The sequence below is a fragment of the Pseudovibrio sp. WM33 genome, from assembly GCF_001623165.1.
Lineage (GTDB): Bacteria > Pseudomonadota > Alphaproteobacteria > Rhizobiales > Stappiaceae > Pseudovibrio.
The window spans coordinates 14415-35293 of record NZ_LMCK01000131.1 but is presented as its reverse complement, the minus strand read 5'-3'; the positions used below and the strand labels follow the sequence as shown (position 1 = coordinate 35293).

General features: G+C 53.3%; 20 protein-coding genes. 13 read left to right on the top strand and 7 right to left on the bottom strand.

Going from position 1 to position 20879, the window contains the following annotated elements; all coding sequences use genetic code 11:
* The first annotated feature begins 87 nt into the window (after positions 1 to 87).
* The gene (locus PsWM33_RS26985; protein WP_082827125.1) at positions 88 to 663 is read left to right on the top strand and encodes a bifunctional transcriptional activator/DNA repair enzyme AdaA; all 576 of its coding nucleotides are present in this window, start codon (positions 88 to 90) and stop codon (positions 661 to 663) included.
* A gap of 37 nt (positions 664 to 700) precedes the next feature.
* Here PsWM33_RS26985 and PsWM33_RS23430 read toward each other — a convergent pair whose 3' ends face one another.
* A complete protein-coding gene (locus PsWM33_RS23430; RefSeq protein ID WP_063301815.1) occupies positions 701 to 1492 on the bottom strand; it encodes a crotonase/enoyl-CoA hydratase family protein in 792 nt (263 codons plus the stop codon).
* A 79-nt stretch (positions 1493 to 1571) separates the two neighbouring features.
* Between PsWM33_RS23430 and PsWM33_RS23425 the strand changes: the two genes are divergently transcribed.
* Positions 1572 to 2153 (top strand): TetR/AcrR family transcriptional regulator, encoded by a 582-nt coding sequence (locus PsWM33_RS23425; RefSeq protein WP_063301814.1) that lies wholly within the window; start codon positions 1572 to 1574, stop codon positions 2151 to 2153.
* A 53-nt stretch (positions 2154 to 2206) separates the two neighbouring features.
* Here PsWM33_RS23425 and PsWM33_RS23420 read toward each other — a convergent pair whose 3' ends face one another.
* Positions 2207 to 3181, bottom strand: a complete 975-nt coding sequence (locus PsWM33_RS23420) for an alpha/beta hydrolase (protein WP_063301813.1) — start codon at positions 3179 to 3181, stop codon at positions 2207 to 2209.
* A 258-nt stretch (positions 3182 to 3439) separates the two neighbouring features.
* On the opposite strand from PsWM33_RS23420, the gene PsWM33_RS23415 reads away from it, so the two are divergent.
* Positions 3440 to 3892, top strand: a complete 453-nt coding sequence (locus PsWM33_RS23415; RefSeq protein WP_082597188.1) for a type II toxin-antitoxin system RatA family toxin — start codon at positions 3440 to 3442, stop codon at positions 3890 to 3892.
* Between the two features lie 93 nt (positions 3893 to 3985).
* Here PsWM33_RS23415 and PsWM33_RS23410 read toward each other — a convergent pair whose 3' ends face one another.
* The 4 genes from PsWM33_RS23410 to PsWM33_RS23395 all read right to left on the bottom strand — a co-directional run bounded on the left by PsWM33_RS23410 (position 3986) and on the right by PsWM33_RS23395 (position 6944).
* Entirely contained in the window at positions 3986 to 4438 is a 453-nt protein-coding gene (locus tag PsWM33_RS23410) for an NUDIX hydrolase (protein WP_063301812.1), read from the bottom strand.
* Between the two features lie 130 nt (positions 4439 to 4568).
* The gene (locus PsWM33_RS23405) at positions 4569 to 5081 is read right to left on the bottom strand and encodes a hypothetical protein (protein WP_208980785.1); all 513 of its coding nucleotides are present in this window, start codon (positions 5079 to 5081) and stop codon (positions 4569 to 4571) included.
* 116 nt (positions 5082 to 5197) lie between these two features.
* On the bottom strand, positions 5198 to 5698 hold the full coding sequence (locus tag PsWM33_RS23400; protein WP_063301811.1) for a CinA family protein: 501 nt from the start codon (positions 5696 to 5698) through the stop codon (positions 5198 to 5200).
* A 31-nt stretch (positions 5699 to 5729) separates the two neighbouring features.
* Positions 5730 to 6944 (bottom strand): bifunctional 2-C-methyl-D-erythritol 4-phosphate cytidylyltransferase/2-C-methyl-D-erythritol 2,4-cyclodiphosphate synthase, encoded by a 1215-nt coding sequence (locus tag PsWM33_RS23395; protein ID WP_193778457.1) that lies wholly within the window; start codon positions 6942 to 6944, stop codon positions 5730 to 5732.
* A 226-nt stretch (positions 6945 to 7170) separates the two neighbouring features.
* Between PsWM33_RS23395 and dusB the strand changes: the two genes are divergently transcribed.
* The 10 genes from dusB to PsWM33_RS23345 all read left to right on the top strand — a co-directional run bounded on the left by dusB (position 7171) and on the right by PsWM33_RS23345 (position 19947).
* The gene (dusB, locus tag PsWM33_RS23390; RefSeq protein WP_063301810.1) at positions 7171 to 8166 is read left to right on the top strand and encodes a tRNA dihydrouridine synthase DusB; all 996 of its coding nucleotides are present in this window, start codon (positions 7171 to 7173) and stop codon (positions 8164 to 8166) included.
* On the top strand, positions 8166 to 9314 hold the full coding sequence (locus tag PsWM33_RS23385; RefSeq protein WP_082597189.1) for a two-component system sensor histidine kinase NtrB: 1149 nt from the start codon (positions 8166 to 8168) through the stop codon (positions 9312 to 9314). Before dusB ends, PsWM33_RS23385 begins: the two co-directional genes overlap by 1 nt.
* A 4-nt stretch (positions 9315 to 9318) precedes the next feature.
* On the top strand, positions 9319 to 10758 hold the full coding sequence (gene ntrC, locus PsWM33_RS23380) for a nitrogen regulation protein NR(I) (RefSeq protein WP_057466218.1): 1440 nt from the start codon (positions 9319 to 9321) through the stop codon (positions 10756 to 10758).
* 239 nt (positions 10759 to 10997) lie between these two features.
* Complete coding sequence (locus tag PsWM33_RS23375) at positions 10998 to 13235, top strand: sensor histidine kinase NtrY-like (protein WP_057466221.1); 2238 nt, start codon at positions 10998 to 11000, stop codon at positions 13233 to 13235.
* 18 nt (positions 13236 to 13253) lie between these two features.
* Entirely contained in the window at positions 13254 to 14621 is a 1368-nt protein-coding gene (gene ntrX / locus PsWM33_RS23370; protein WP_063301809.1) for a nitrogen assimilation response regulator NtrX, read from the top strand.
* A gap of 35 nt (positions 14622 to 14656) precedes the next feature.
* A complete protein-coding gene (trkA, locus tag PsWM33_RS23365) occupies positions 14657 to 16033 on the top strand; it encodes a Trk system potassium transporter TrkA (protein ID WP_063301808.1) in 1377 nt (458 codons plus the stop codon).
* A 327-nt stretch (positions 16034 to 16360) separates the two neighbouring features.
* Complete coding sequence (locus PsWM33_RS23360) at positions 16361 to 17239, top strand: D-amino-acid transaminase (protein WP_063301807.1); 879 nt, start codon at positions 16361 to 16363, stop codon at positions 17237 to 17239.
* A 164-nt stretch (positions 17240 to 17403) separates the two neighbouring features.
* On the top strand, positions 17404 to 17661 hold the full coding sequence (gene hfq, locus PsWM33_RS23355) for an RNA chaperone Hfq (RefSeq protein ID WP_008546823.1): 258 nt from the start codon (positions 17404 to 17406) through the stop codon (positions 17659 to 17661).
* A complete protein-coding gene (gene hflX, locus PsWM33_RS23350) occupies positions 17661 to 19136 on the top strand; it encodes a GTPase HflX (RefSeq protein ID WP_063290868.1) in 1476 nt (491 codons plus the stop codon). The genes hfq and hflX overlap by 1 nt, the downstream gene beginning before the upstream one ends.
* A gap of 196 nt (positions 19137 to 19332) precedes the next feature.
* Positions 19333 to 19947 (top strand): YdcF family protein, encoded by a 615-nt coding sequence (locus PsWM33_RS23345; RefSeq protein WP_063301806.1) that lies wholly within the window; start codon positions 19333 to 19335, stop codon positions 19945 to 19947.
* A 54-nt stretch (positions 19948 to 20001) separates the two neighbouring features.
* On the opposite strand, the gene mazG is transcribed toward PsWM33_RS23345, so the two are convergent.
* On the bottom strand, positions 20002 to 20835 hold the full coding sequence (gene mazG / locus PsWM33_RS23340; protein ID WP_063301805.1) for a nucleoside triphosphate pyrophosphohydrolase: 834 nt from the start codon (positions 20833 to 20835) through the stop codon (positions 20002 to 20004).
* Between the last annotated feature and the right edge of the window lie 44 nt (positions 20836 to 20879).

The window sequence follows — 20879 nt, the reverse complement described above, 5'->3', positions numbered from 1 at the left end:
ACAAATGATCTGCTGAAACTCGCCGGATACGGACTCCATCGTCGATTAAAGATCGACAGATTCAAATAAAAAGAATTTACTGCTGCAATGATTGATGTGGTTGCAGAGTTCCCAGATTGGAAGACGTGTGATCAAGCGCGGTTAGCTAGAGATCGCAGCTATGATGGGGTGTTCTTCTCGGGAGTTAAATCTACTGGGATTTATTGCCGTCCTGTTTGTCCTGTTCGCCCTGCAAAATCAGTAAACGTTAGTTTCTATCCATCTGCTGCGGCGGCGGAACAGGCAGGGTATCGTCCGTGCCTTCGTTGCAGGCCCGAGGCCGCGCCCGGTAGCCCTGCATGGATGGGGACTGCAACGACAGTTGGACGTGCGATGCGTCTCATCCATACGGGGTATCTTGATAGTAACAGTGTCCACCAACTTGCTGAAACTCTCGGCATTGGTAGTCGCCATTTAGCGCGCTTATTTTCCCAGTATCTTGAGGCAACTCCCAGCCAGGTTGCTGCCACAGTAAGACTTCAGCGTGCAAAGCGTCTGATTGACACGACTGATCTCACGCTGGCAGAGATTGCGTTTGCCTCCGGCTTTGGGAGCATACGACGTTTTAATGCTGTGTTTCAGAATTTGTACGGCAGGCCTCCATCTTCACTTCGTAGGTTATGATTATGTGCGTGCATAGGTTTGCCGTCTGACGCCCACGCTAATCGCCAGCATAGGCGGGCGTTCTTCGTTCTATCCAGGCGTTGAGGCCTTCGTGGATGTCGTTGGTGGGGACCATTTGGGCGAATTGGGCGGCTTCGATTTGGAGGCCTTCGGCGATGGTTGTGTTGAGGCCGCGGGTGACGGCGGTGAGGATGCGGGCGGCGGCGAGTGAGGAGTGGCGCAGGATGCGTTCTGCCAGAGCGAAGGCTTCCGGCAGCAGGTCATCGTGCGGGACGACCTTGTTGATGAGACCAAGCTCACAGGCTCGGTCCGGACCGAACGGGTCTCCGGTGAGCAACAGTTCCAGCGCGCGCTTGCGACCGGCGAGACGGGGCAGGCGCTGGGTGCCGCCGAAGGTGGGCGGAATGCCAATGTTGATTTCTGGTTTGGCAAAGACGGCACGGTCTGAGGCAATTGCCAGATGGGCGGCCTCGGTGATTTCGCAGCCGCCGCCAAAAGCGATGCCGTTGACGGCGATGATGATGGGCTTGGTGAAGTTTTCGATGCGGCTGGTCATGGTCTGGCCGCGGGCTACGAATTGTTTGACGGCAACATCTGTCCCTTTGGTGATGCTCTGGGAGAATTCATGAATGTCACCACCGGCGGAAAATGCGCGCTCTCCTGCGCCTGTGAGGATCACGGCGCTGATTTTCGGGTCATCTTCAATCCGGTCCAGAAGATCCAGAAGGCGGTCGTTGGTCTGGTAGTTCAGTGCGTTGAGTTTTTGCGGGCGGTTTAGGGTGAGCAGTGCAATGCGGTCTCTGACTTCAAACAGAACGAGCTTTTTCATGGTGTTTCCCTCACTTCAAGCTGGATTGACTCAAGGGTAGGAATGCTGCACTCTTCAGTAAACTCACTGGTTAGTATACATGGCTCAGAAAACTCAGCGGACGACCCGCGATCGCATCTTAGATGCTGCAAACAAGTTGTTTTATGGTGAGGGCATTCGTGCTGTCAGTGTGGATGCCGTTGCCGAGAAAGCAGGTATCACCAAGAAGACGCTCTACTACCATTTCAAAAGCAAAGATGATCTGGTGACTGAGTACCTTATCTCCCGGGACCAACCCAATCTGGAAGCATTTGCGACGTGGTTTGATGAGGCGGAGGGGAGCGTTGCGGACAAGACTGCTGCAATTTTCCTGCGTGTTGCCTCAAACGCCCGGCATCCGAAATGGAAGGGATGTGGTTTCATTCGCACCGCTGCGGAACTGGCTAATATGCCGGGGCATCCGGCTGTTGTGGTGGGGGCAAAGCACAAGAAGGCGTTTGAGGCGTGGTTGGCAGAGCGTTATACGCTTGCCGGACTGATGGAGCCTGAGGTTCTGGCACGCCGTGTGGTGTTGCTGATGGAGGGGGCATTTTCAACCATGCTTATCCATCGTGATCCTGCTTATGCTGAGGAGGCTGCTGATACGGCAAAGTGCCTTGTTGAACTGCAAGATAAATCGTAGCTGGTTCTGGTGTGCGAGCGCCTCACCACGATGGGAGGCGCTTCTTTAGGAGCTCAGCTGGTTACCAGTGCTCTGGTGGTGCTCATGTTCTGCAGCCATGTGGTGATGTAGGACAGGCTTTCCTCCCAATTGTCTTCCAGCATGATGTCGTGCCCGGCGTGGGGCACGATTTTATGCGTTGCCTCATAGAGGGCAGAAGAGTGCAGAGAGCGGTTGAAGGGGATGATGGCGTCTTCGCTGGCCGTGAGCCATAGTTTGGGTGTTTCATCATCTAGCGGGGGAAACCATTGCGGCGGGCGATGTTGCAGGAGCACGACGTCGGATTCTGGCCCAAGCTGGCTCTGAATGTACTGGGCAACCGGGTTCGAGCGATCTGCAAGGAAGCATTTTGCCACGGTTTTGGGGGATCTGAACTGGAACTTGTATCCCAAAAGAGGTGACAGCGCTGTTCCAAGCCAGTCGATGAACATGGCGTTTTTCAGGCAGTCTTGCATAACGTCAATGGCGGTCCATGAGGCGACAAAAACGGCTGCTTTCAGCCCGCCGACATACTTCAGATACCACTGCACCAAAGCGCCGCCCATGCTGTGGCCGATCAAGACGGCGGGCTGGTCATGGCGGGTAACCTCCTCATGCACAAATCGGAGGTAATAGCCCAGTGTGGCTTCTGCTGTGGGGCGCTGTTCTGGTGAGTGACCGTGGCCGGGCAGGCTGATGGCGACACTCTCCCAGCCGGATTCTGCGAGTTTTTCCTGATAGTTCTTCCAGCACCATGCTCCATGCTCCATGCTCCATGCTCCATGCCACATGCCGTGGATGAAGATGAGCGGGGTTTTGTGCCGGGCTTGATGGGGGATGTATCTGATGCGTTCAATCCCGCCTTCGACCACTGTGATTTGATGGTATTTGGCGGTTTCTTCGCGGCTGATGACCTGTACAGGACTATCGGTGAGAGTATTAGTGGTTTTAATGTAATCTTCTTCTCCGCCTTCTTTGGCGAGGTGGGAAATTTTAAAAGGACTAAGCATTGGGTTTGCTTTCAAAAAGAGCTAAGTATTAGCGCATAGTGTAGAATTGAGTTTTGAGTACTGACCAGAGTTTTGAGAATGAAACGGTTGCGTTAGATCGTCGCGGTATAATTGCGACTTGAAAATTTCTGATGCTTTTGGCTCACAGGGGCCTGCTTGATGAGAGAAAACCTGAAAATTTTCTTGGCAAATCAAAAAAGGTCGCTTAGAGCATCCTGAAGAATTTTTGAAAAACTAGAAGAAAAAGAACGCGAGCATATGCCGTCTTTCGAAAGCACACACCGGGTTCAGCACAGTGCTGATGATATGTTTGATCTGGTTGCAGATGTGGAGCAGTACCCCCAGTTTGTGCCGTTATGTCAAGCATTGCGTGTGCGCGGACGCCGGAAGATTGATGACCACCGTGAAATGATGGTGGCGGATATGACTGTAGCTTACAAAGTTTTCAAAGAGACATTTGCCAGCCGTGTGACCCTTGATCGTGAGGCGAGTAAAATAACGGTTGAGTATCTGGATGGCCCGTTTCGCCATCTGGAAAATGTCTGGAGCTTCGATCCGGTTTCTGAAAAGGAATGCGATGTGAGCTTCTATATCAATTATGAGTTCAAGAGCCGGACACTCGGCACCATGATGGGTGCCATGTTCGATCGCGCCTTCCGCAAATTCTCCAGCGCCTTTGAAGACCGCGCCGACAAAATCTACGGCACCTAAAAATCTGAGGACTGATATTCGCTAAAATTGGGCGCACTTAGATAATCTAAATATATTCCATAATCATAAGGGTGATTCATATTCTTGTGTGGGCTATCGCAGGATCTCCAGGTGTTGCTTTAATCCTGCAGGGAAGAGGTCAACGCCGTTTGGGGTGAGTTCTTCGGGATCGAACCAGCGTGCGGTGATTTCCGTTCCGCTGTCTTCCTGAAATGTGATCGTTTCCTGGGTGGTGAAAGCATTTGGCGGAAACGTCACATTTGCGATGAACAGAATTTCGTGACCTGTCTGTCCTTCGTGTTCATAGATGTTTTCCATGATAACGGGATCGCCAGAGATTGTGACCTGGATGTTCAGTTCTTCTTTGAACTCTCTGATCAGAGCGGTCTTCCAATCTTCGCCAAACTCGACAGTGCCGCCAAGAGGGCGGACGCCTTTGAGGTTGCCTGCGTCATCATAGACTTCTGCGGCCAGCAGGCGATTGTTGCGCCAGTGCAGGCCGAGAGATTTCACCCTGATCGTTTGTGCTGGTCGCCAAATATGCATTTCGCCGCTGCTCCTTCATGCAAAAAATTCATGTACAAAGAGCAGCCGAATAAGGTGCATTGGTGCTGATCAGTCGGTTGTTTTCAGGTCTTCCGGCATTTCTTTGGCTGAAAGACCTCGGAGAAATGGCTTAATTCTTGTCGCGATTGTTCAGGAACTGGCTCAGGCGGGAGCCTCTCTTCTCGTAGTTTTTGGTAATTTCGGCTTCAGCCTGCTCTGGGGTAAGGCCGTTGCGCATAACGAACGTGCGTCGGATTGCCTGAAAGCGGTTGGTGAGTTCCTTGTCCGGGTCACCATGCTCCATGGTCTTTTCAAGAGAAGCGTAAATGCCGACGTCTTTGAGGTTCAGCTGTGTGGTTGGTTTGGTGCATAGAACCACCCAGCCATAGCCCTGGTTTACTTCAAGGCGGATCTTGTGGCCAAGCTGTTCTTCCCATTTTGTCCAGGCAACAGAGTAGGGGCGCACCCAATAGGACTGGCCGCACAGGCGCAGCTCCTTATAGCCACCGCGTGGCATTTTCTGCACTTCGTGAGAGCCGATGAACTCGTCATCGAACCCTCGTGAAATGAGGAATACATCTGATGCCGCATAAGCTGAGGTGCTTAAGCACATGCCCAAAAACAAACTAGCAATATATCTCATGGGTATACCGTGACATTCCGTTGTAAATTTAAAACAGATTTTATCTAAGTTTTCTTAGAATGTCATAAGGTAGTAGTGCCTACCCGGTACTCTTTTAACGAGAAGGTAAATTTCGATTAGCTAGTTTCAATAAAATTTTCTAATAATTTTAATGCTTGTACCAATGCCTGAAAGCGTATTCCCTCGCGTCCAGTGTTCTCAAAGAGGCATTGGACGTGCTTGGTTTCCTCTTGGTCAGCTGCAAAGCCAAAGTGGACAAGTCCGACAGGTTTGTCTTTGGTGCCACCGTCCGGTCCGGCGATGCCCGTGATGGAAACGGCCACGTTGGCATTGGAGCAAAACAGGGCGCCGCTTGCCATGGCTTTGGCAACTTCGCTGCTGACCGCGCCGTAGCTCATGAGCAGGTCAACGGGGACGCCGATCATCTCATGCTTGGCTTCGTTGGAGTAGGTGACGAAGCCACGATCAAGCACAGCAGAAGAGCCGGGTACTTCTGTCAGTAGGCCTGCGAGCAGGCCGCCAGTGCAGCTTTCTGCTGAGGTGATCTTGATCTCTTTTTCAGCGTATCTGGAGACGAGAACGCGTGCTCTTTCCTTAAGGCTGAGGATGTCGGTCATGGTTCTCTCTCCCTTGTTTTGGTGGCTTCGTTTAATCTTCAAACGGAAGCCGGATGGTTGCGCAGGCTTGCGCAGCAATGCCTTCCTGGCGACCGGTGAAGCCCAGCTTTTCGGAGGTGGTTGCTTTCACAGCCACGCGGCCAATGGGCAACTCGCAGATCTGTGCGATCTGTTTGCGCATTTCTTCCCGGTGTGGGCCGATTTTCGGAGCTTCACAGATCAGCGTTAAATCCAAGTGTGCGATCATGCCGCCGCGCTTGTGAACCCGGTCTATTGCGTATTTCAGGAACTGGTCAGAGGCCGCACCTTTCCACTGCATGTCAGAGGGCGGGAAATGCGAGCCGATGTCGCCATCTGCCAATGCGCCGAAGATGGCATCCGTCAGGGCGTGGAGGCCAACGTCCGCGTCGGAATGGCCTTTGAGTTTCTGGGTGTGCGGGATGGAAATGCCGCCGAGAATGACGGTATTTCCATCTTCAAATGCGTGCACGTCGTAGCCGGTTCCAACGCGAATGTCGCCAAGGTCTGCGAGTTGTTTCATGGCGATCTGTTCCTGTGCGTTCGTCATGTCTTTGAGTGTGGTGAGCTTGATGTTTTGCGGGTCGCCTGTCGTGATGGTGACAGGTTTGCCTTGCCATTCGATGAGCGCCGTATCATCGGTAAAGCTGTCGATATTCTCATTGATCGCTTGCTGATGAGCTGCCCAAATGAGCGGATACGGGAAGGCTTGCGGTGTTTGGGCGGCCCACAGGTGGGTGCGATCGACGGTTTCCAGAACTTGCTGGTTTGCATTTGCTCGCTTTAGCGTGTCTGCCACTGGCACAGCTGGTAGTGCTGCTTGTGCGTCGTTTTGCAGGGCTGTGATAGCATCTTCGATCACCGCTGGTGTGATGAAGGGGCGGGCGGCGTCGTGGATCAGGACATAGTCCGGGGCGTGTTGTTCCAGTGCTTTCAAGCCGCATGCGACAGATGCCTGACGGGTGGCTCCACCCGTGACGGGCCTGATCAGGCGATTGTCAGTCAGTGAGCTTGCGGCCTCTTGATAGGTCTCGCCGTCTTCTGCGTGGATAACAGGCAGTACCAGATCCACTTGTGAGGAGGATAAAATCGCTTCCAGTGTTCTTTGCAGAACAGTCTTTCCGCCAAGGTCCCGGTATTGCTTCGGGCTGCTGTCATTTTGCGTGGACATGCGTGAACCGCGTCCGGCTGCAACTATGATGCATGCAATTTTTTCAGTGGACTGCAAAACTGGATCACCTGCTTTGAGTGTGAACTGCGTCCTCAGGGTGTGAGGTGGCGGCTCTTAGAAACTGTGTTGGTGAGGGTTTTGCTCGATTTAAGAGCGAAGCTCAACACTTCAATCTCTTCTCTTTAATATTCCCTTGCCTAAATTTTTAGTTTGGTTAGAATATGTGCAACTTCATGTGCTGCTTATCAAATGTGCAACTGGGCTCTTTCAAGAAATATGCGTAATGCTGACGATAGGTAATATCCCCCTCAAAAACAAAGTTATTCTTGCGCCAATGTCCGGCGTTTCGGATTTGCCGTTTCGCCGTATCGCTTTGCGCTATGGCGTGGGTTTGGTGGTGAGTGAAATGGTTGCCAGTGAAGCGCTGTGTACCGGTCATCCAGAATCGCTGATGCGGGCTGAAGGTGAGGGGATCGATCTTCACATCGTGCAGCTGGCAGGCAAAGATCCTCACTGGATGGGCGAGGGCGCGCGCATGGCTGAAAAAGCCGGTGCGGATGTGATCGACATCAACATGGGCTGTCCTGCGAAAAAGGTGACCTCTGGTTATTCTGGTTCTGCTCTTATGAAAGATCTGGACCACGCCATGACGCTTGTTGAGGCGACGCTGGAGGCTGTGTCTGTTCCTGTGACGTTGAAGATGCGTCTGGGGTGGGATGAGACTTCCATTAATGCGCCGGAGCTTGCCAAACGGGCGGTGGATGCAGGTGTGCAGATGATCACCGTGCATGGTCGTACGCGCTCTCAGTTTTACAAGGGCAAGGCGGACTGGCGGGCAATCCGGCAGGTGCGGGATGTTGTTCCGGATGTGCCGCTGGTGGCCAATGGTGATTGCTGCAAGTTTGAGGATGCCGACGAGATGTTGGCGCAATCTGGTGCTGATCTGGTGATGGTTGGCCGTGGTGCTTATGGCCGGCCGTGGGTGCCGGGGCGGATTGCACATTATCTGGAAACGGGTGAACGGCTTGCTGACCCACACGGGGAAGAACTGGCCGCGCTTGTTGTGGAGCACTACGACGCCATGCTGGAGCAATACGGCTTTGAGATCGGCGTGCGAGCCTTCCGCAAGCATATGGGTTGGTATCTGGAAGCTGCGGGACGGCTTGATGATGCGCCGCAAGGATTTATGCGAGGGCTTATGACCAGTCTGGATGCTGATCTGGTGCGGAACACCCTTTATGACTGGTTTGTTCAAGTTCCGATGAGGAGTGCTGCCTGATGTTGGAGACGGGAGGAGATACTCTGACAGAAGCCGAGGCTGGTTTGGGTAAAGGCGTGCCGGGACAGGCCGTTTTGGATTCTCTGCCGCACCCTGTTGTGGTGGTTGGAGGAGATGACAAGATTGTTGGGGCAAACAGTGCGGCGGAAGACTTTTTCCATGCCAGTTTGTCGATGTTGAAGCGCCGTGAGGTGTCCTGGTTTGTGCCGTTTGGCAGCCCGCTGCTGGGTTTGATTGCACAAGTGCGTGAGCGCGGCGGTGCGGTTAATGAGTATAAGGTGGACATTGGGACACCGCGCATTGGGCAGGAGAAGCTGGTTGATATTCACGCTTCTCCTTTAAGTGATGCTCCGGGCGGCGTTGTGCTGCTGTTTCAGGAGCGCACCATGGCGGAGAAGCTGGATAAACAGCTGACCAGCCGCGGTGCTGCGCGTACCGTGACGGGCCTTGCTGCCATGCTGGCCCATGAGATCAAAAACCCGCTTTCTGGTATTCGTGGTGCGGCTCAGCTGTTGGAGCAGTCAGCCAGTGAAGATGATCGCACTTTGACCCGTCTCATCATGGAGGAGACGGACCGGATCGTGAAGTTGGTGGACCGGATGGAGGTGTTTTCCGATGAACGCCCGATTGATCGCGAGCCGGTGAATATTCACGTGGTGCTTGATCATGTGAAACGGGTTGCGGAAAATGGCTTTGCCTCCAAAGTTCGGATCGTCGAGGACTATGATCCCTCCCTGCCACCCGTCTATGCCAACCGCGACCAGTTGGTGCAGATCTTTATCAATCTGATCAAAAACGCGAGCGAAGCGCTGAGCGGCGTGAACGAGCCGGAGATTGTTGTCTCCACGGCCTTCCGTCCCGGTGTGCGTTTGTCTGTGCCCGGCGTGCAGGAGCGTGTGAGCTTGCCGCTTGAGTTTTGTGTGCGCGACAACGGCTATGGGGTGCCGGAAGATCTGCGCCCGCATCTGTTTGACCCGTTTATTACGACAAAGACGAATGGCTCTGGCCTTGGGCTGGCGCTGGTTGCCAAGATCGTGGGTGATCATGGCGGCGTGGTGGAGTGCGAGAGCGGCAATCGGGGCACGACCTTCCGCATTCTGATGCCTGCCTTTACCGGGCCTGACGTACATTCTGGAATTGAGGACTAAGAGTATGCCGAGTGGAACCATTCTTGTTGCTGACGACGATTCTGCGATCCGTACCGTTCTCAATCAGGCTCTCTCCCGTGCAGGGTATACTGTTCGGCTCACGTCCAACGCCACCACGTTATGGCGCTGGGTGAGTTCGGGCGAGGGGGATCTTGTGATCTCCGATGTGGTGATGCCAGATGAGAACGCGTTTGATGTGCTGCCGCGCATCCGCAAGCTGCGTCCGGAATTGCCGGTGATCATCATGAGTGCGCAAAACACCTTCATGACGGCGATTAAGGCCTCTGAGCAAGGGGCTTATGAGTATCTGCCCAAGCCGTTTGATCTGAAAGAGCTGACGGGCATTGTGGGCCGTGCGCTCGCTGAGCCTAAAGGCCGGCAGTTTGATATGAGCGGTGAGGGGAATGACAATATTCCACTTGTGGGTCGTTCTCCTGCCATGCAGGAAATCTACCGCGTGCTTGCCCGTTTGATGCAGACTGATCTGACCGTGATGATCAACGGTGAGAGCGGGACTGGTAAAGAGGTTGTTGCGCGGGCGCTGCATGATTATGGCAAACGCCGGAATGGTCCGTTTGTTGCGGTCAATATGGCGGCGATCCCAAAGGATTTGATTGAGTCTGAGCTGTTTGGGCATGAGAAGGGCTCGTTTACAGGTGCTCAGGCGCGCTCTTCTGGCCGGTTTGAGCAGGCCGATGGCGGGACGCTGCTGCTGGATGAAATCGGCGATATGCCGATGGAAGCGCAGACCCGTTTGCTGCGTGTGTTGCAGCAGGGCGAGTATACCTCTGTGGGTGGTCGTACGCCGATCCAGACTGATGTGCGCATTATTGCAGCGACCAACAAAGACCTGCGCCAGCTGATCAATCAGGGGCTGTTCCGTGAAGATTTGTATTTCCGCCTGAATGTTGTTCCAATCCGCCTTCCGCCTTTGCGGGAGCGGACTGAGGATATTCCTGATCTCGTGCGCCACTTCTTCTCTATCGCAGAGAGTGAAGGTTTGCCCGCCAAGCAGATTGAGGTGGCAGCGCTTGATAAGCTGCGCCGTTATCGCTGGCCGGGCAACGTACGTGAGTTGGAAAACCTTGTGCGCCGTTTGGCAGCGCTCTATCCGCAAGATGACATTACGGCCAGTTTGATCGATCTGGAACTTTCTCAGCCTTCTACGGCTGTGAATGACATGGATGCGCCGTCTGTTCAGGATCTTGGTGGGTCTGTGGAGCGGTATCTGGGGGATTACTTTGGCGGATTTGGCGAAGATCTGCCGCCTCCGGGCCTTTATCACCGTATCCTGCGTGAGGTGGAGTATCCTTTGATCAGCGCAGTGCTGGCGGCCACGCGTGGCAACCAGATCAAGGCCGCTGAACTTTTAGGTGTGAACCGCAACACCTTGCGCAAGAAAATCCGCGATCTGGACGTTCAGGTAATCCGCAGCTCCAGATAATCGATTTTTATCGAGTGAAGCTTTCAAAATGGCGCGATCTCTTGCGCCATTTTGCGTTTAATGGGGTGAAGGTGCGTTTGAGTTGTGCACTGCATGCTTATTTTGACCTGTGGACTTTTCGGTTTTCCCCATCAAGAGTGTGACTAATAAAACCCATTGTCGCATTTTGGCAACAATTCGTGCTAATAGTCTGTTTCCAATATTAATAAAGTTATCGCAGGTGCGCAGGTTCGCGTTTCATGATTTTCAAGTCAAAAGCAGAAGAACATACCCCAAAGCTTGATGCGAAAGGCCGCAAGTCTCGCATGTTTGGCCTTTCCGTGGTGTTGCTGGCGCTGTGTTCCATCGGGGTTTCCTTTCTGGTGCTGATGGGCGTGACGCCTATCGTTCCTTCTGAAACGGTTGTTTACATTGCGCTTGGATTTAATGGCGCACTGGTGTTCCTGCTTATCGGCTTGATCATCTTTGAGCTTGTGAAGCTGTTGCAGGCGCGGCGCCGTGGGCGTGCTGCGGCCCGGCTTCATGTGCGCATTGTGACTATGTTCTCGCTGGTGGCTGCACTGCCCGCGTTTATTGTTGCTGTGGTGGCAACGATTACGCTGGATCAGGGGCTTGATCGCTGGTTTGAGACAAGAACGCGCAATATCATCACCAATGCCCAGTCGGTTGCGGCCGCTTATGTTCAGGAGCACGGAAACTCGCTGCGGTCCACGCTGATTGGCATGGCCAGTGATGTGGATCTGAACCGTAACTCTTATTTTTATGATCCCACTCGGTTTGACCGTTTTTTTGAGACCCAGACCTGGGTCCGTGGCTTGCTAGGGGCTTATGTTCTGAAAAATGACGGCACCGTTGTAATGCGGGTGCTGCGCGACCCGAAGGTGGAGCCCTTGCTGCCGCCGCAAGTGGCGATGAACCAGGCTAAGGATGGGGCTCCGGTTTTGATTGCACCGGGCGTTTCCAACCTTGTGGGCGGCGTGATTAAGCTGTCCGCTTTTGATGATCTTTATCTTTATGTGACCCGTGCGCTTGATCCTCGGGTGGTTGAATATCAGCGTCTGGCGGAAGCTGGTGTCAATGAATATGCGGAGCTGGAACAGCGACGCTTTGGTGTTCAACTGGCGTTTGCCCTTGTTTATGTGGGCGTGGCGCTTGTGCTGTTGCTCTCCTCCATCTGGGTGGGCTTTGGGTTTGCCAACCAGCTTGTGTTGCCGATCCGTAACCTTATTGGCGCTGCAGATCAGGTTTCCAAAGGCAATTATTATGTTGAGGTTGAAGCTGCAAAGGCGAGTGGTGACCTTGAGAGCCTTGGGCGGACCTTTAACAACATGACGGGTCAGCTGCGTGGGCAGCGGGATGCGCTGCTGGCTGCAAATGACCAGATTGACCGACGTCGTCGCTTCAGTGAAGCCGTGCTGTCTGGCGTGTCCTCTGGCGTAATCGGGATTGATGATGAGGGCGACGTGACCATGGTCAATCGCTCAGCAACACGACTTCTCAGTCAGGATGAAAACGAGCTTCTGGAAAAACCGATCTACGACAATCTTCCAGAGGTGCAAGAGGTTGTGTCGAAAGCGCTTGAAGAAAGCTCCAGTGGCTCACAGGTGGCGCAGGTTGCCATCATGCGTAAGGGGCGTGAGCGCACTGTGAATGTGCGTGTGACGACTGAGGAAGCGACCCGTTCTGAGCATGGTTTTGTGGTGACGCTGGACGATATCACCGACCTTGTTGCGGCTCAACGTAACTCGGCCTGGGCGGATGTTGCCCGCCGTATTGCGCATGAGATTAAGAACCCGCTGACGCCGATCCAGCTTTCTGCTGAGCGTATCCGTCGCCGTTATGGCAAGCGTATTGAAGATGATGACCGTAAGGTGTTTGACCAATGCGTGGATACGATCATTCGTCAGGTGGGGGATATTGGCCGTATGGTTGATGAGTTCTCCTCGTTTGCGCGTATGCCGAAGCCAAAGATGGAAGAGGCTGATCTGCGCTCCGTGGTGCGCGAGTCCACCTTTATGGTTTCTGTTGCCAATTCTCAGGTTCACTTTGAAACCGATGTGCCGGATGAGGCTGTACGGGCAACATTTGACAGCCGCCTGGTTGGGCAGGCTGTTGGTAATGTGATCAAGAATGCGTCGGAAGCTGTTGAGGCTTATCTGGCGAGCGAAGAAAATCCGGAGCAGGGCTCTGTTCTGGTGAAACTTTATAGGGAAGGTCCGGTTCTCACGATTGATGTGATTGATAACGGGATTGGCCTTCCAACTGAGCACCGCACGCGGCTTTTGGAGCCGTATATGACGACCCGTGAAAAGGGCACCGGCCTTGGGCTCGCGATTGTGCGGAAAATTATGGAAGATCATGGGGGTGGAATTGAACTGCTGGATGCGCCATCTGTTGCCGAGGGCGGGCATGGTGCCATGGTTCGGCTGACTTTGCGCAGTTTTGATGTTCCTTCCTTCACTGAAAATGTAACGTAAGAATGGTGGTGATAAGCCGTGGCAAGTGACATTCTGATTGTTGATGATGAAGCAGATATTCGTGAGCTGATCGCCGGAATTTTAGAGGATGACGGCTATAATACCCGTACCGCTGGCAACAGTGATGCGGCGTTGGCTGCGATTGCGGACCGTCGTCCCTCTTTGATTATTCTTGATATCTGGCTCATGGGCAGCAAGCTTGACGGGCTTGAAGTGCTTGAGGTGATCAAGAAAGAAAACCCTGACCTGCCTGTTGTGATCATTTCTGGTCACGGCAACGTGGAGACAGCGGTTTCTGCGATCAAAAAAGGCGCCTACGATTACATTGAGAAGCCGTTTAAGGCAGACAAGCTGGTTCTGATCACCGAGCGCGCGCTGGAAGCTTCTTCCATGAAGCGCGAGATCAAGGAACTGAAGCAGCGTGCTGGTGACGTTTCCAATCTGGTGGGCAGTTCGTCCTCAATCAATAACCTGCGCATGACGATTGAGCGTATTTGTCTGACCAACAGCCGTGTGATGATCACCGGGCCGTCTGGTTCTGGCAAGGAGACCGTTGCGCGGACGATCCACGAGGCTTCTCCACGGGCTAAGTCTCCGTTTGTGGTGCTTTCTGCTGCGAACATCACGCCGGAGCGGATGGAAGAGGAGCTCTTCGGCATTGAAGAGACTGACTCCACACCGCGCAAGGTGGGCGCGCTTGAAGAGGCGCATGGCGGGACCATCTATCTGGATGAGATTGCCGATATGCCGCTGGAGACGCAGAATAAAATTCTGCGTGTGCTGGTGGATCAGACCTTCACCCGTCTGGGTGGCCACAACAAAGTGAAGGTGGATGTGCGTCTCTTGTCTTCCAGTGGCTACAATCTGGAAAACCGGATTGCGGAAGGATTGTTCCGTGAGGACCTTTATCACCGTCTGGCTGTTGTACCGCTGCGTGTGCCTGCGCTTGAAGAGCGCCGTGAGGATATTCCTCAGCTGATCCATTTCTTCATGAAGCAGATTTCTAACTCCACTGGTCTGCCAATGCGCCGGATTGGTGAGGATGCGATGGCTGTGCTGCAAACCCATGACTGGCCGGGGAACCTGCGCCAGCTGCGCAACAATGTTGAACGTTTGATGATCCTGACACGGGCTGATTCAGAAGCTGTGATTACAGCGGATCTTCTGCCTGCTGAGGTGGCATCGACTGTGCCAAGCATGCCGGGGTCTTCTGGCGGTGAAGAGCTGATGTCCTTGCCACTTCGTGAAGCGCGGGAACAGTTTGAACGTGAATATCTGCAAGCACAGGTTAAGCGTTTTGGCGGTAATATCTCGCGTACCTCTGAATATATTGGTATGGAACGGTCAGCATTGCACCGAAAGCTCAAGTCTCTTGGTCTCACCTGATTGGTGAGCTTTGAGGTGGAGCAAAGGACTGAATTATGAAGGTTGTAATTTGTGGCGCCGGACAGGTTGGGTACGGTATCGCCGAAAAACTTGCAGCGGAGCAGAACGACGTTTCTGTGATTGATACCAGCCCACAGCTGGTTCATGCCATTCGTGACACGCTGGATGTGCGCGGCTTTATTGGCCATGGTGCGCATCCGGATGTGCTGGCGCAGGCTGGTGCTGATCAGGCTGATATGATTATTGCCGTGACCTTGTATGACGAGATCAACATGGTTGCGTGTCAGGTGGCACACTCTTTGTTTAACGTGCCGATCAAGGTTTCGCGTGTGCGTGCGCAAAGCTATTTGCAGTCCCATTACCGCAATCTGTTTTCGCGCGATAACATGCCAATTGACGTGATCATTTCTCCTGAAATCGAAGTGGGTGAGATGATCCTAAGGCGCTTGTCGCTGCCAGGTGCCATGGAAACGGTGCGCTTTGCGGATGATAACATGATCATCGTCGGGATCGACTGTGGTGGTGATTGTCCGGTGCTGGATACGCCACTGCGCCAGTTGACCGAGTTGTTCCCGGATCTGTCAGCTGTGGTTGTTGGTATCGCGCGTGAAGGCAAGGTCTTTGTTCCGCACAGCTCCGATATGATGCGGGAAGGGGATTTGGTTTATGTGTGCTGTGAGCGTGGTCAGGTGCGTCGTACGCTGAGCATCTTCGGTCATGAAGAACCTGAGGCCAAGCGTGTTCTTATTGCTGGTGGTGGTAACATTGGTGCTTACGTTGCTCGCCGTCTTGAGGAAAAGCAAAGCAGAACCAAAGTAAAAATTATCGAGCATTCGCGTGATCGCGCTATTCGTATTGCGGATGAACTGCGCAGAACTGTGGTGTTGCATGGCAGTGCGCTGGATCAGGTGATGTTGCAGGAAGCGGATGTCGAAGATTCCGACATGATGGTGGCGCTGACCAATGAGGATGAGGTGAACATCCTGTCCTGCGTTATGGCCAAGAAAATGGGCTGTGAGCGGAACCTTTCCTTGCTGAACAACACCAGTTATCCTGCTTTTGCGCATGCTTTGGGCATTGATGCCTTTGTGAACCCGCGTCAGGTGACGATTTCCAAGATTTTGCAGCATGTGCGCCGTGGCCGTATTCGGGCAGTTCATGCGCTGCAAAATGGTGCTGCTGAGGTGATTGAGGCTGAGGCGCTGGATACTTCCCCGCTTGTTGGACGTCCCCTACGTGAGGTGGAGCTTGCAGAAGGCATTCGTATCGGTGGAATTTTACGTGATGGCAAAGTGGTAACACCGCGCGGCGATGAGAGTATTCAGGCCCATGACCGCGTTGTGATTTTTGCTATTGCAGACAAGGTGCGTCAGGTGGAGCAGATGTTCCGTGTGTCGCTGGAATTCTTCTAGAGCTGGTTTTGTTACATGGTTCCGGCACTTTCATACGAGAGCGCCGGAACATCAAGCCGTTAAGCCTGAAGCGCGACTGTTCGCGACTGGCCAGCAGAGGCGTCGTGGTCTTTGTTTTTTCTTCCCGCCTATAAACCTGTGATTTTAAGTATTTCTGGCTTAAACGCCCGGATAGCAGGTTGGTTTTAGCTCCCTAAAACGGAAGCTCAGGTTTTCTCAGTGATCCCACTTGGAAATATCTAGTTTTATCTGCTGTTAGCCACTTGATAGTATTCAGTAAATGCCCTTAGATATAACCTGTTGAATGATCCTGAACAGGAGAGGCTGATGAGCCGTGTTGCCTACGTAAATGGACAATATGTGCCACATTCTCATGCAGCCGTGCATGTGGAGGACCGGGGCTACCAGTTCTCTGATGGCGTTTATGAGGTCTGTGAGGTCTGGAGAGGCCAGATCGTTGACATGAGTGCGCATCTGGACCGGCTGGATCGGTCGCTGAGTGAGTTGCAAATTTCCTCCCCCATGTCCCGAGGGGCTTTGACGCGGGTGATGAAGGAAGTGATTTCGCTCAACCGGGTGAAAAACGGTTTGATCTACATGCAGGTTACGCGCGGCGTGGCTCCGCGCGACCATTATTTCCCGCCAGCTGGGACTCCACCGTCTATTGTGATGACTGCAAAAACGGTGCCGTCACACAAAATGGACCAAATTGCGGCCAAGGGTGTTGGGGTCATTACGGTAGAAGAGAATCGTTGGGACCGGGTCGATATCAAGACTGTTGGTCTTTTGCCTAATGTCCTTGCTAAACAAAAGGCTAAGGAGTCTGGTGCCCGCGAAGCATGGTTTGTGGATAAAAAAGGCCTGATAACTGAAGGCGGTTCAACCAATGCTTGGATAATTCTAAAGAACGGCACTTTGGTGACGCGACCTGCTACCCACGGAATCTTAAAAGGAATTACCGGAGCGGGCGTTCTAAAACTGGCGGAAATGAAAGGCTTTTCCGTAGAAGAACGCGGTTTCTCTCTGGAAGAGGCAAAAAGTGCGCAAGAGGCATTTTTAACAAGTGCATCGGGGCTTGTCATGCCCGTCGTGAAAGTAAATGGAACAATTTTGGGTGATGGTAAGCCCGGTCCAATCGTTCAAGACTTAAGAAAATCATTCCATGAAGCGTCAGAGTTGATTAAACTGACGGTTGCCGGGGGGTAAGTGCCTCCGGTGTTTGCTGAAGGGAACTTAGGAAAGACGGCGCACCTTATTAGTGTTGGGGCATCTCTCTTGTGTTTGTGAGTGTCACTTGGCCGTTTCGAGGATGGGAACAGTAAATGGTGGATGCCGCGGCCGTGTCCACTGAGAACAGGAAAAAAATAGTTATGGCTGACCGCGCTCAAAATCTTCAAGATACATTTTTAAATCATGTCAGGAAGCAGAAGACGCCACTGACAATCTTTTTGATCAATGGTGTAAAACTGCAGGGTGTAGTTACTTGGTTCGATAATTTCTGCGTATTATTGCGTCGTGACGGGCACTCCCAGCTCGTTTACAAGCACGCTATCTCAACAATCATGCCAAATAGCCCTATACAGCTGTTCGAACCAGCTGAAGAAGAAGGCGAAAAAGCAGGAGGCTGATGAAGCCCCAATCTAAAAAAGAGGCCGGTCTGAACCGCAAGCAACGCGATGCGAATGTTGAGGCCGGCGAAGACGAAGTGACCCGGGGAACCCGGTCACTCGTCATCGTACCGATTATTCAAAGTAGAGCTCTGGCGAGAGGGAAAGGTGCTCCTGAGCGTCCCTTTGGTGCCGAGCGCAGCCCACAAGCCAGACTGGAAGAAGCTGTTGGACTAGCAGCTGCAATCGAGTTGGAGATTGTCTCCTCAAGTCTGGTTCGATTGGCAAATGTAAAACCGGGAAGTCTGTTCGGCTCAGGCAAGGTGGAAGAGATCCGCTTGCGAATTGATGTCGAAGAGATTGAGCTGGTTGTTGTTGATCATCCGCTCACCCCAATCCAGCAGAGAAATCTGGAACGAGACTGGAACACCAAGGTTATTGACCGGACAGGTCTTATTCTGGAGATTTTTGGTGAACGTGCGCAGACCAAGGAAGGTCGCCTGCAGGTCGAGCTTGCTCACCTGAGTTGGCAGAAATCCCGACTGGTGCGGTCCTGGACTCACCTTGAGCGTCAGCGCGGCGGTCTTGGTTTTGTTGGTGGCCCGGGCGAGACACAGATTGAGGCCGACAGGCGTATCATTCAGGATCGTATCACTCTGCTGAAAGGTCATCTGGAGCAGGTTCAGCGCACCCGTAAGCTTCACCGCAAAGCACGTAAGAAAGTGCCGCATCCGGTCATCGCTTTTGTTGGCTACACCAATGCAGGCAAATCTACGCTGTTTAACCGCATGACCAATGCGGAGGTGTTTGCCAAGGATCTGCTGTTTGCGACGCTTGATCCGACGCTTCGCCGTTTGAAGCTGCCGCATGGCCGTGAGGTCATTCTGTCAGACACGGTTGGCTTCATTTCCGAGTTGCCGCACAATCTGGTGGCTGCTTTCAGGGCGACGCTGGAAGAGGTTATTCAGGCTGATATTGTGCTTCATGTGCGCGATATTGCTCATGAGGACACCAAGGCGCAGTCTCAGGATGTGAATGAAACGCTTGAGATGCTTGGTCTTAAAGTGTCTGAGAGTGATCGTGTCATTGAGGTCTATAACAAGATCGACATGTTGGACGAGGCACATCGCGCCAAGTTGCTGGAAAGTAACTCGGTTGATGAGGGACCGGTTGCGGTTTCTGCGCTGAGTGGTGATGGGATCGAGGATCTGATTGCCCGCATCGAGACGCGTCTGGCTGAGCAGCTGGATACCGTGACGATGGTTCTGCCGCACAGCGACGGGCAGGGGCATGCATGGCTCTATCAGAACTGCGAGATCCTCTCGCGTGACGATACAGAGGGCGGCATTCGCTTGTCTGTTCGCGTCCCTGATGCCCATCGATCTCGCGTCCGGGAACGTTTCGCAAAATACTTCGTGACCGGGCTGGAGCTGGCTGAAGAGCCAACTGCAGAAGGCGGTGATGAGGATGATGACGGTGGTTACTCACCGATTTGATTGCCTCTGAGAGATGAATGAAAACAAGAAAGCCCTGCTCATGCGAGTGGGGCTTTTTTGTTGGTGGGCTGGGATTATGCCGTAGGCACCCGCGTTATGCGCAGTCTTCCAGCCTTTCTGCTTGTGAGGGATTTGAAGGAGTATTGTTTGGTGTAGCGTTGCTGGTTGTTGTTTTGGCCGTTAGTCTGGTTATGTCATGACCTGCGCAGCCAATTCACATCTGAAGCCTACACCTCAACTGATCGCTGAGATTAATCGCTATTTGCTTGTCAGAACCGAGATCCGAAGGGCCGACCTGTGTTTGCTGTTTGGCTCACACAGAAGTGCTGAGGCGCGGGTTCAGGTCACAGCGCAATTGTGGCGTGATGGGCTTGTTGGGCGTGTTTTGGTTACTGGTGGTGAGTATACAGCGTCAGGGCAGCTTGAGGCGCATGAGATGTGTGAGGCGCTTGTTGCTGGCGGTGTGCCAAGGCACCGCATGATTTTGGAGACCCGTGCGACGAATACGGGTGAGAATGTAGCGTTCTCACTTGAGCGTTTGAAGGAGCTTGGGCTTTTTGAGGTCATTAGCTCCGTGATTGCCGTTGGTAGTGTGAGCGCGTCCCGTCGCTATTTGATGACGTTGGAGCGGCATTGGCCAGAGGTGATCAAGATGATTGCGCCTGCAAATAAGTATCCGGTGGATGTGGCGGATTGGCCTGCTCATCCGGAGTTTGCAGCTGAGGTTTTGGAGGAGTGGGGCAAGATGCAGCCTTATCTTGAGGCTGGTTATCTGCGGGAACTGAATCCAGACACGTGCCCGTTGCTCTAATGCGCGCGTTGCTGATCAGGCGAGGTGTTATCTGCTCGCCTGACAGAGTGCTTTTTAGCTTGCCGGGTCAAACTTCTTCGCTGCTTGCCAGTGAGCTTCCATCTCGTCGAGGGAGAGGTCTTTGAGCGGGCGTTGTTCGGCTGTTGCTGCGTCTTCTATGTGGGCGAAGCGGCGGCGGAACTTGGCGTTGGTGCGTTTGAGGGCGGCTTCTGGCTGGATTTCCAAATGACGGGCGAGGTTGGCGATGGCGAACAGCACGTCGCCGAGTTCGTCTTCGATTTTTCTGCGGTCTGGCGTGTTGGCTGTGACTTCAACGGTGAGTTCTTCCACTTCCTCTTTGATCTTGTCGAGGACGGGCTCTGCAGCGCCCCAATCAAACCCGACTTTGGAGGCGCGGTGTTGGAGTTTTTCGGCTTCTGTCAGGGCTGGGAATGCGGATGGCACTTCATCCAGAAAGCGTGGCATCTGGTCAATGAGGCCCATTGCGGCGCGTTGTTGTTTGCGCTCCTGCTTTTCCTCTTCCTTGATGCGATCCCATGTGCCTTTCGGGAAGCCCGCTGCTTTTTGCTCGTTATCTCCGAACACATGCGGGTGGCGGCGGATCATCTTTTTGGTGATGGCTTCAACCACGTCGCCAAAGGCGAATGCGTCTTCCTCTTCGGCCATGCGGGAGTGGTAGATGACCTGAAGGAGCAGGTCTCCCAGTTCTTCTTTCAGATCACTCAGGTCTTCACGCTCGATTGCATCGGCAACTTCATAGGCCTCTTCGATGGTGTAGGGCGAAATGGTTTTGAAGTTTTGCTCCAGATCCCAAGGGCAGCCTGTCTCAGGTGTTCTGAGGGCTTTCATGATTTCGATGAGGCGGGAAATGTCGCGGGAAGGTAGCATGGGAGTCCTGATGCATGAGAGCTTTTGTAATTCGGGCGGCACAT

What these genes read in the sequence shown, in the direction of transcription:
- PsWM33_RS23375 (WP_057466221.1), top strand. Translation starts at nt 10,998, where the DNA reads ATGATTTTCAAGTCAAAAGCAGAAGAACATACCCCAAAGCTTGATGCG.
- hflX (WP_063290868.1), top strand. Translation starts at nt 17,661, where the DNA reads ATGAAGCCCCAATCTAAAAAAGAGGCCGGTCTGAACCGCAAGCAACGC.
- PsWM33_RS23415 (WP_082597188.1), top strand. Translation starts at nt 3,440, where the DNA reads ATGCCGTCTTTCGAAAGCACACACCGGGTTCAGCACAGTGCTGATGAT.
- hfq (WP_008546823.1), top strand. Translation starts at nt 17,404, where the DNA reads ATGGCTGACCGCGCTCAAAATCTTCAAGATACATTTTTAAATCATGTC.
- mazG (WP_063301805.1), bottom strand. Translation starts at nt 20,835, where the DNA reads ATGCTACCTTCCCGCGACATTTCCCGCCTCATCGAAATCATGAAAGCC.
- PsWM33_RS23385 (WP_082597189.1), top strand. Translation starts at nt 8,166, where the DNA reads ATGTTGGAGACGGGAGGAGATACTCTGACAGAAGCCGAGGCTGGTTTG.
- PsWM33_RS23410 (WP_063301812.1), bottom strand. Translation starts at nt 4,438, where the DNA reads ATGCATATTTGGCGACCAGCACAAACGATCAGGGTGAAATCTCTCGGC.
- PsWM33_RS23345 (WP_063301806.1), top strand. Translation starts at nt 19,333, where the DNA reads ATGACCTGCGCAGCCAATTCACATCTGAAGCCTACACCTCAACTGATC.
- PsWM33_RS23430 (WP_063301815.1), bottom strand. Translation starts at nt 1,492, where the DNA reads ATGAAAAAGCTCGTTCTGTTTGAAGTCAGAGACCGCATTGCACTGCTC.
- ntrC (WP_057466218.1), top strand. Translation starts at nt 9,319, where the DNA reads ATGCCGAGTGGAACCATTCTTGTTGCTGACGACGATTCTGCGATCCGT.
- PsWM33_RS26985 (WP_082827125.1), top strand. Translation starts at nt 88, where the DNA reads ATGATTGATGTGGTTGCAGAGTTCCCAGATTGGAAGACGTGTGATCAA.
- PsWM33_RS23360 (WP_063301807.1), top strand. Translation starts at nt 16,361, where the DNA reads ATGAGCCGTGTTGCCTACGTAAATGGACAATATGTGCCACATTCTCAT.
- dusB (WP_063301810.1), top strand. Translation starts at nt 7,171, where the DNA reads ATGCTGACGATAGGTAATATCCCCCTCAAAAACAAAGTTATTCTTGCG.
- PsWM33_RS23400 (WP_063301811.1), bottom strand. Translation starts at nt 5,698, where the DNA reads ATGACCGACATCCTCAGCCTTAAGGAAAGAGCACGCGTTCTCGTCTCC.
- PsWM33_RS23405 (WP_208980785.1), bottom strand. Translation starts at nt 5,081, where the DNA reads ATGAGATATATTGCTAGTTTGTTTTTGGGCATGTGCTTAAGCACCTCA.
- trkA (WP_063301808.1), top strand. Translation starts at nt 14,657, where the DNA reads ATGAAGGTTGTAATTTGTGGCGCCGGACAGGTTGGGTACGGTATCGCC.
- PsWM33_RS23420 (WP_063301813.1), bottom strand. Translation starts at nt 3,181, where the DNA reads ATGCTTAGTCCTTTTAAAATTTCCCACCTCGCCAAAGAAGGCGGAGAA.
- PsWM33_RS23425 (WP_063301814.1), top strand. Translation starts at nt 1,572, where the DNA reads ATGGCTCAGAAAACTCAGCGGACGACCCGCGATCGCATCTTAGATGCT.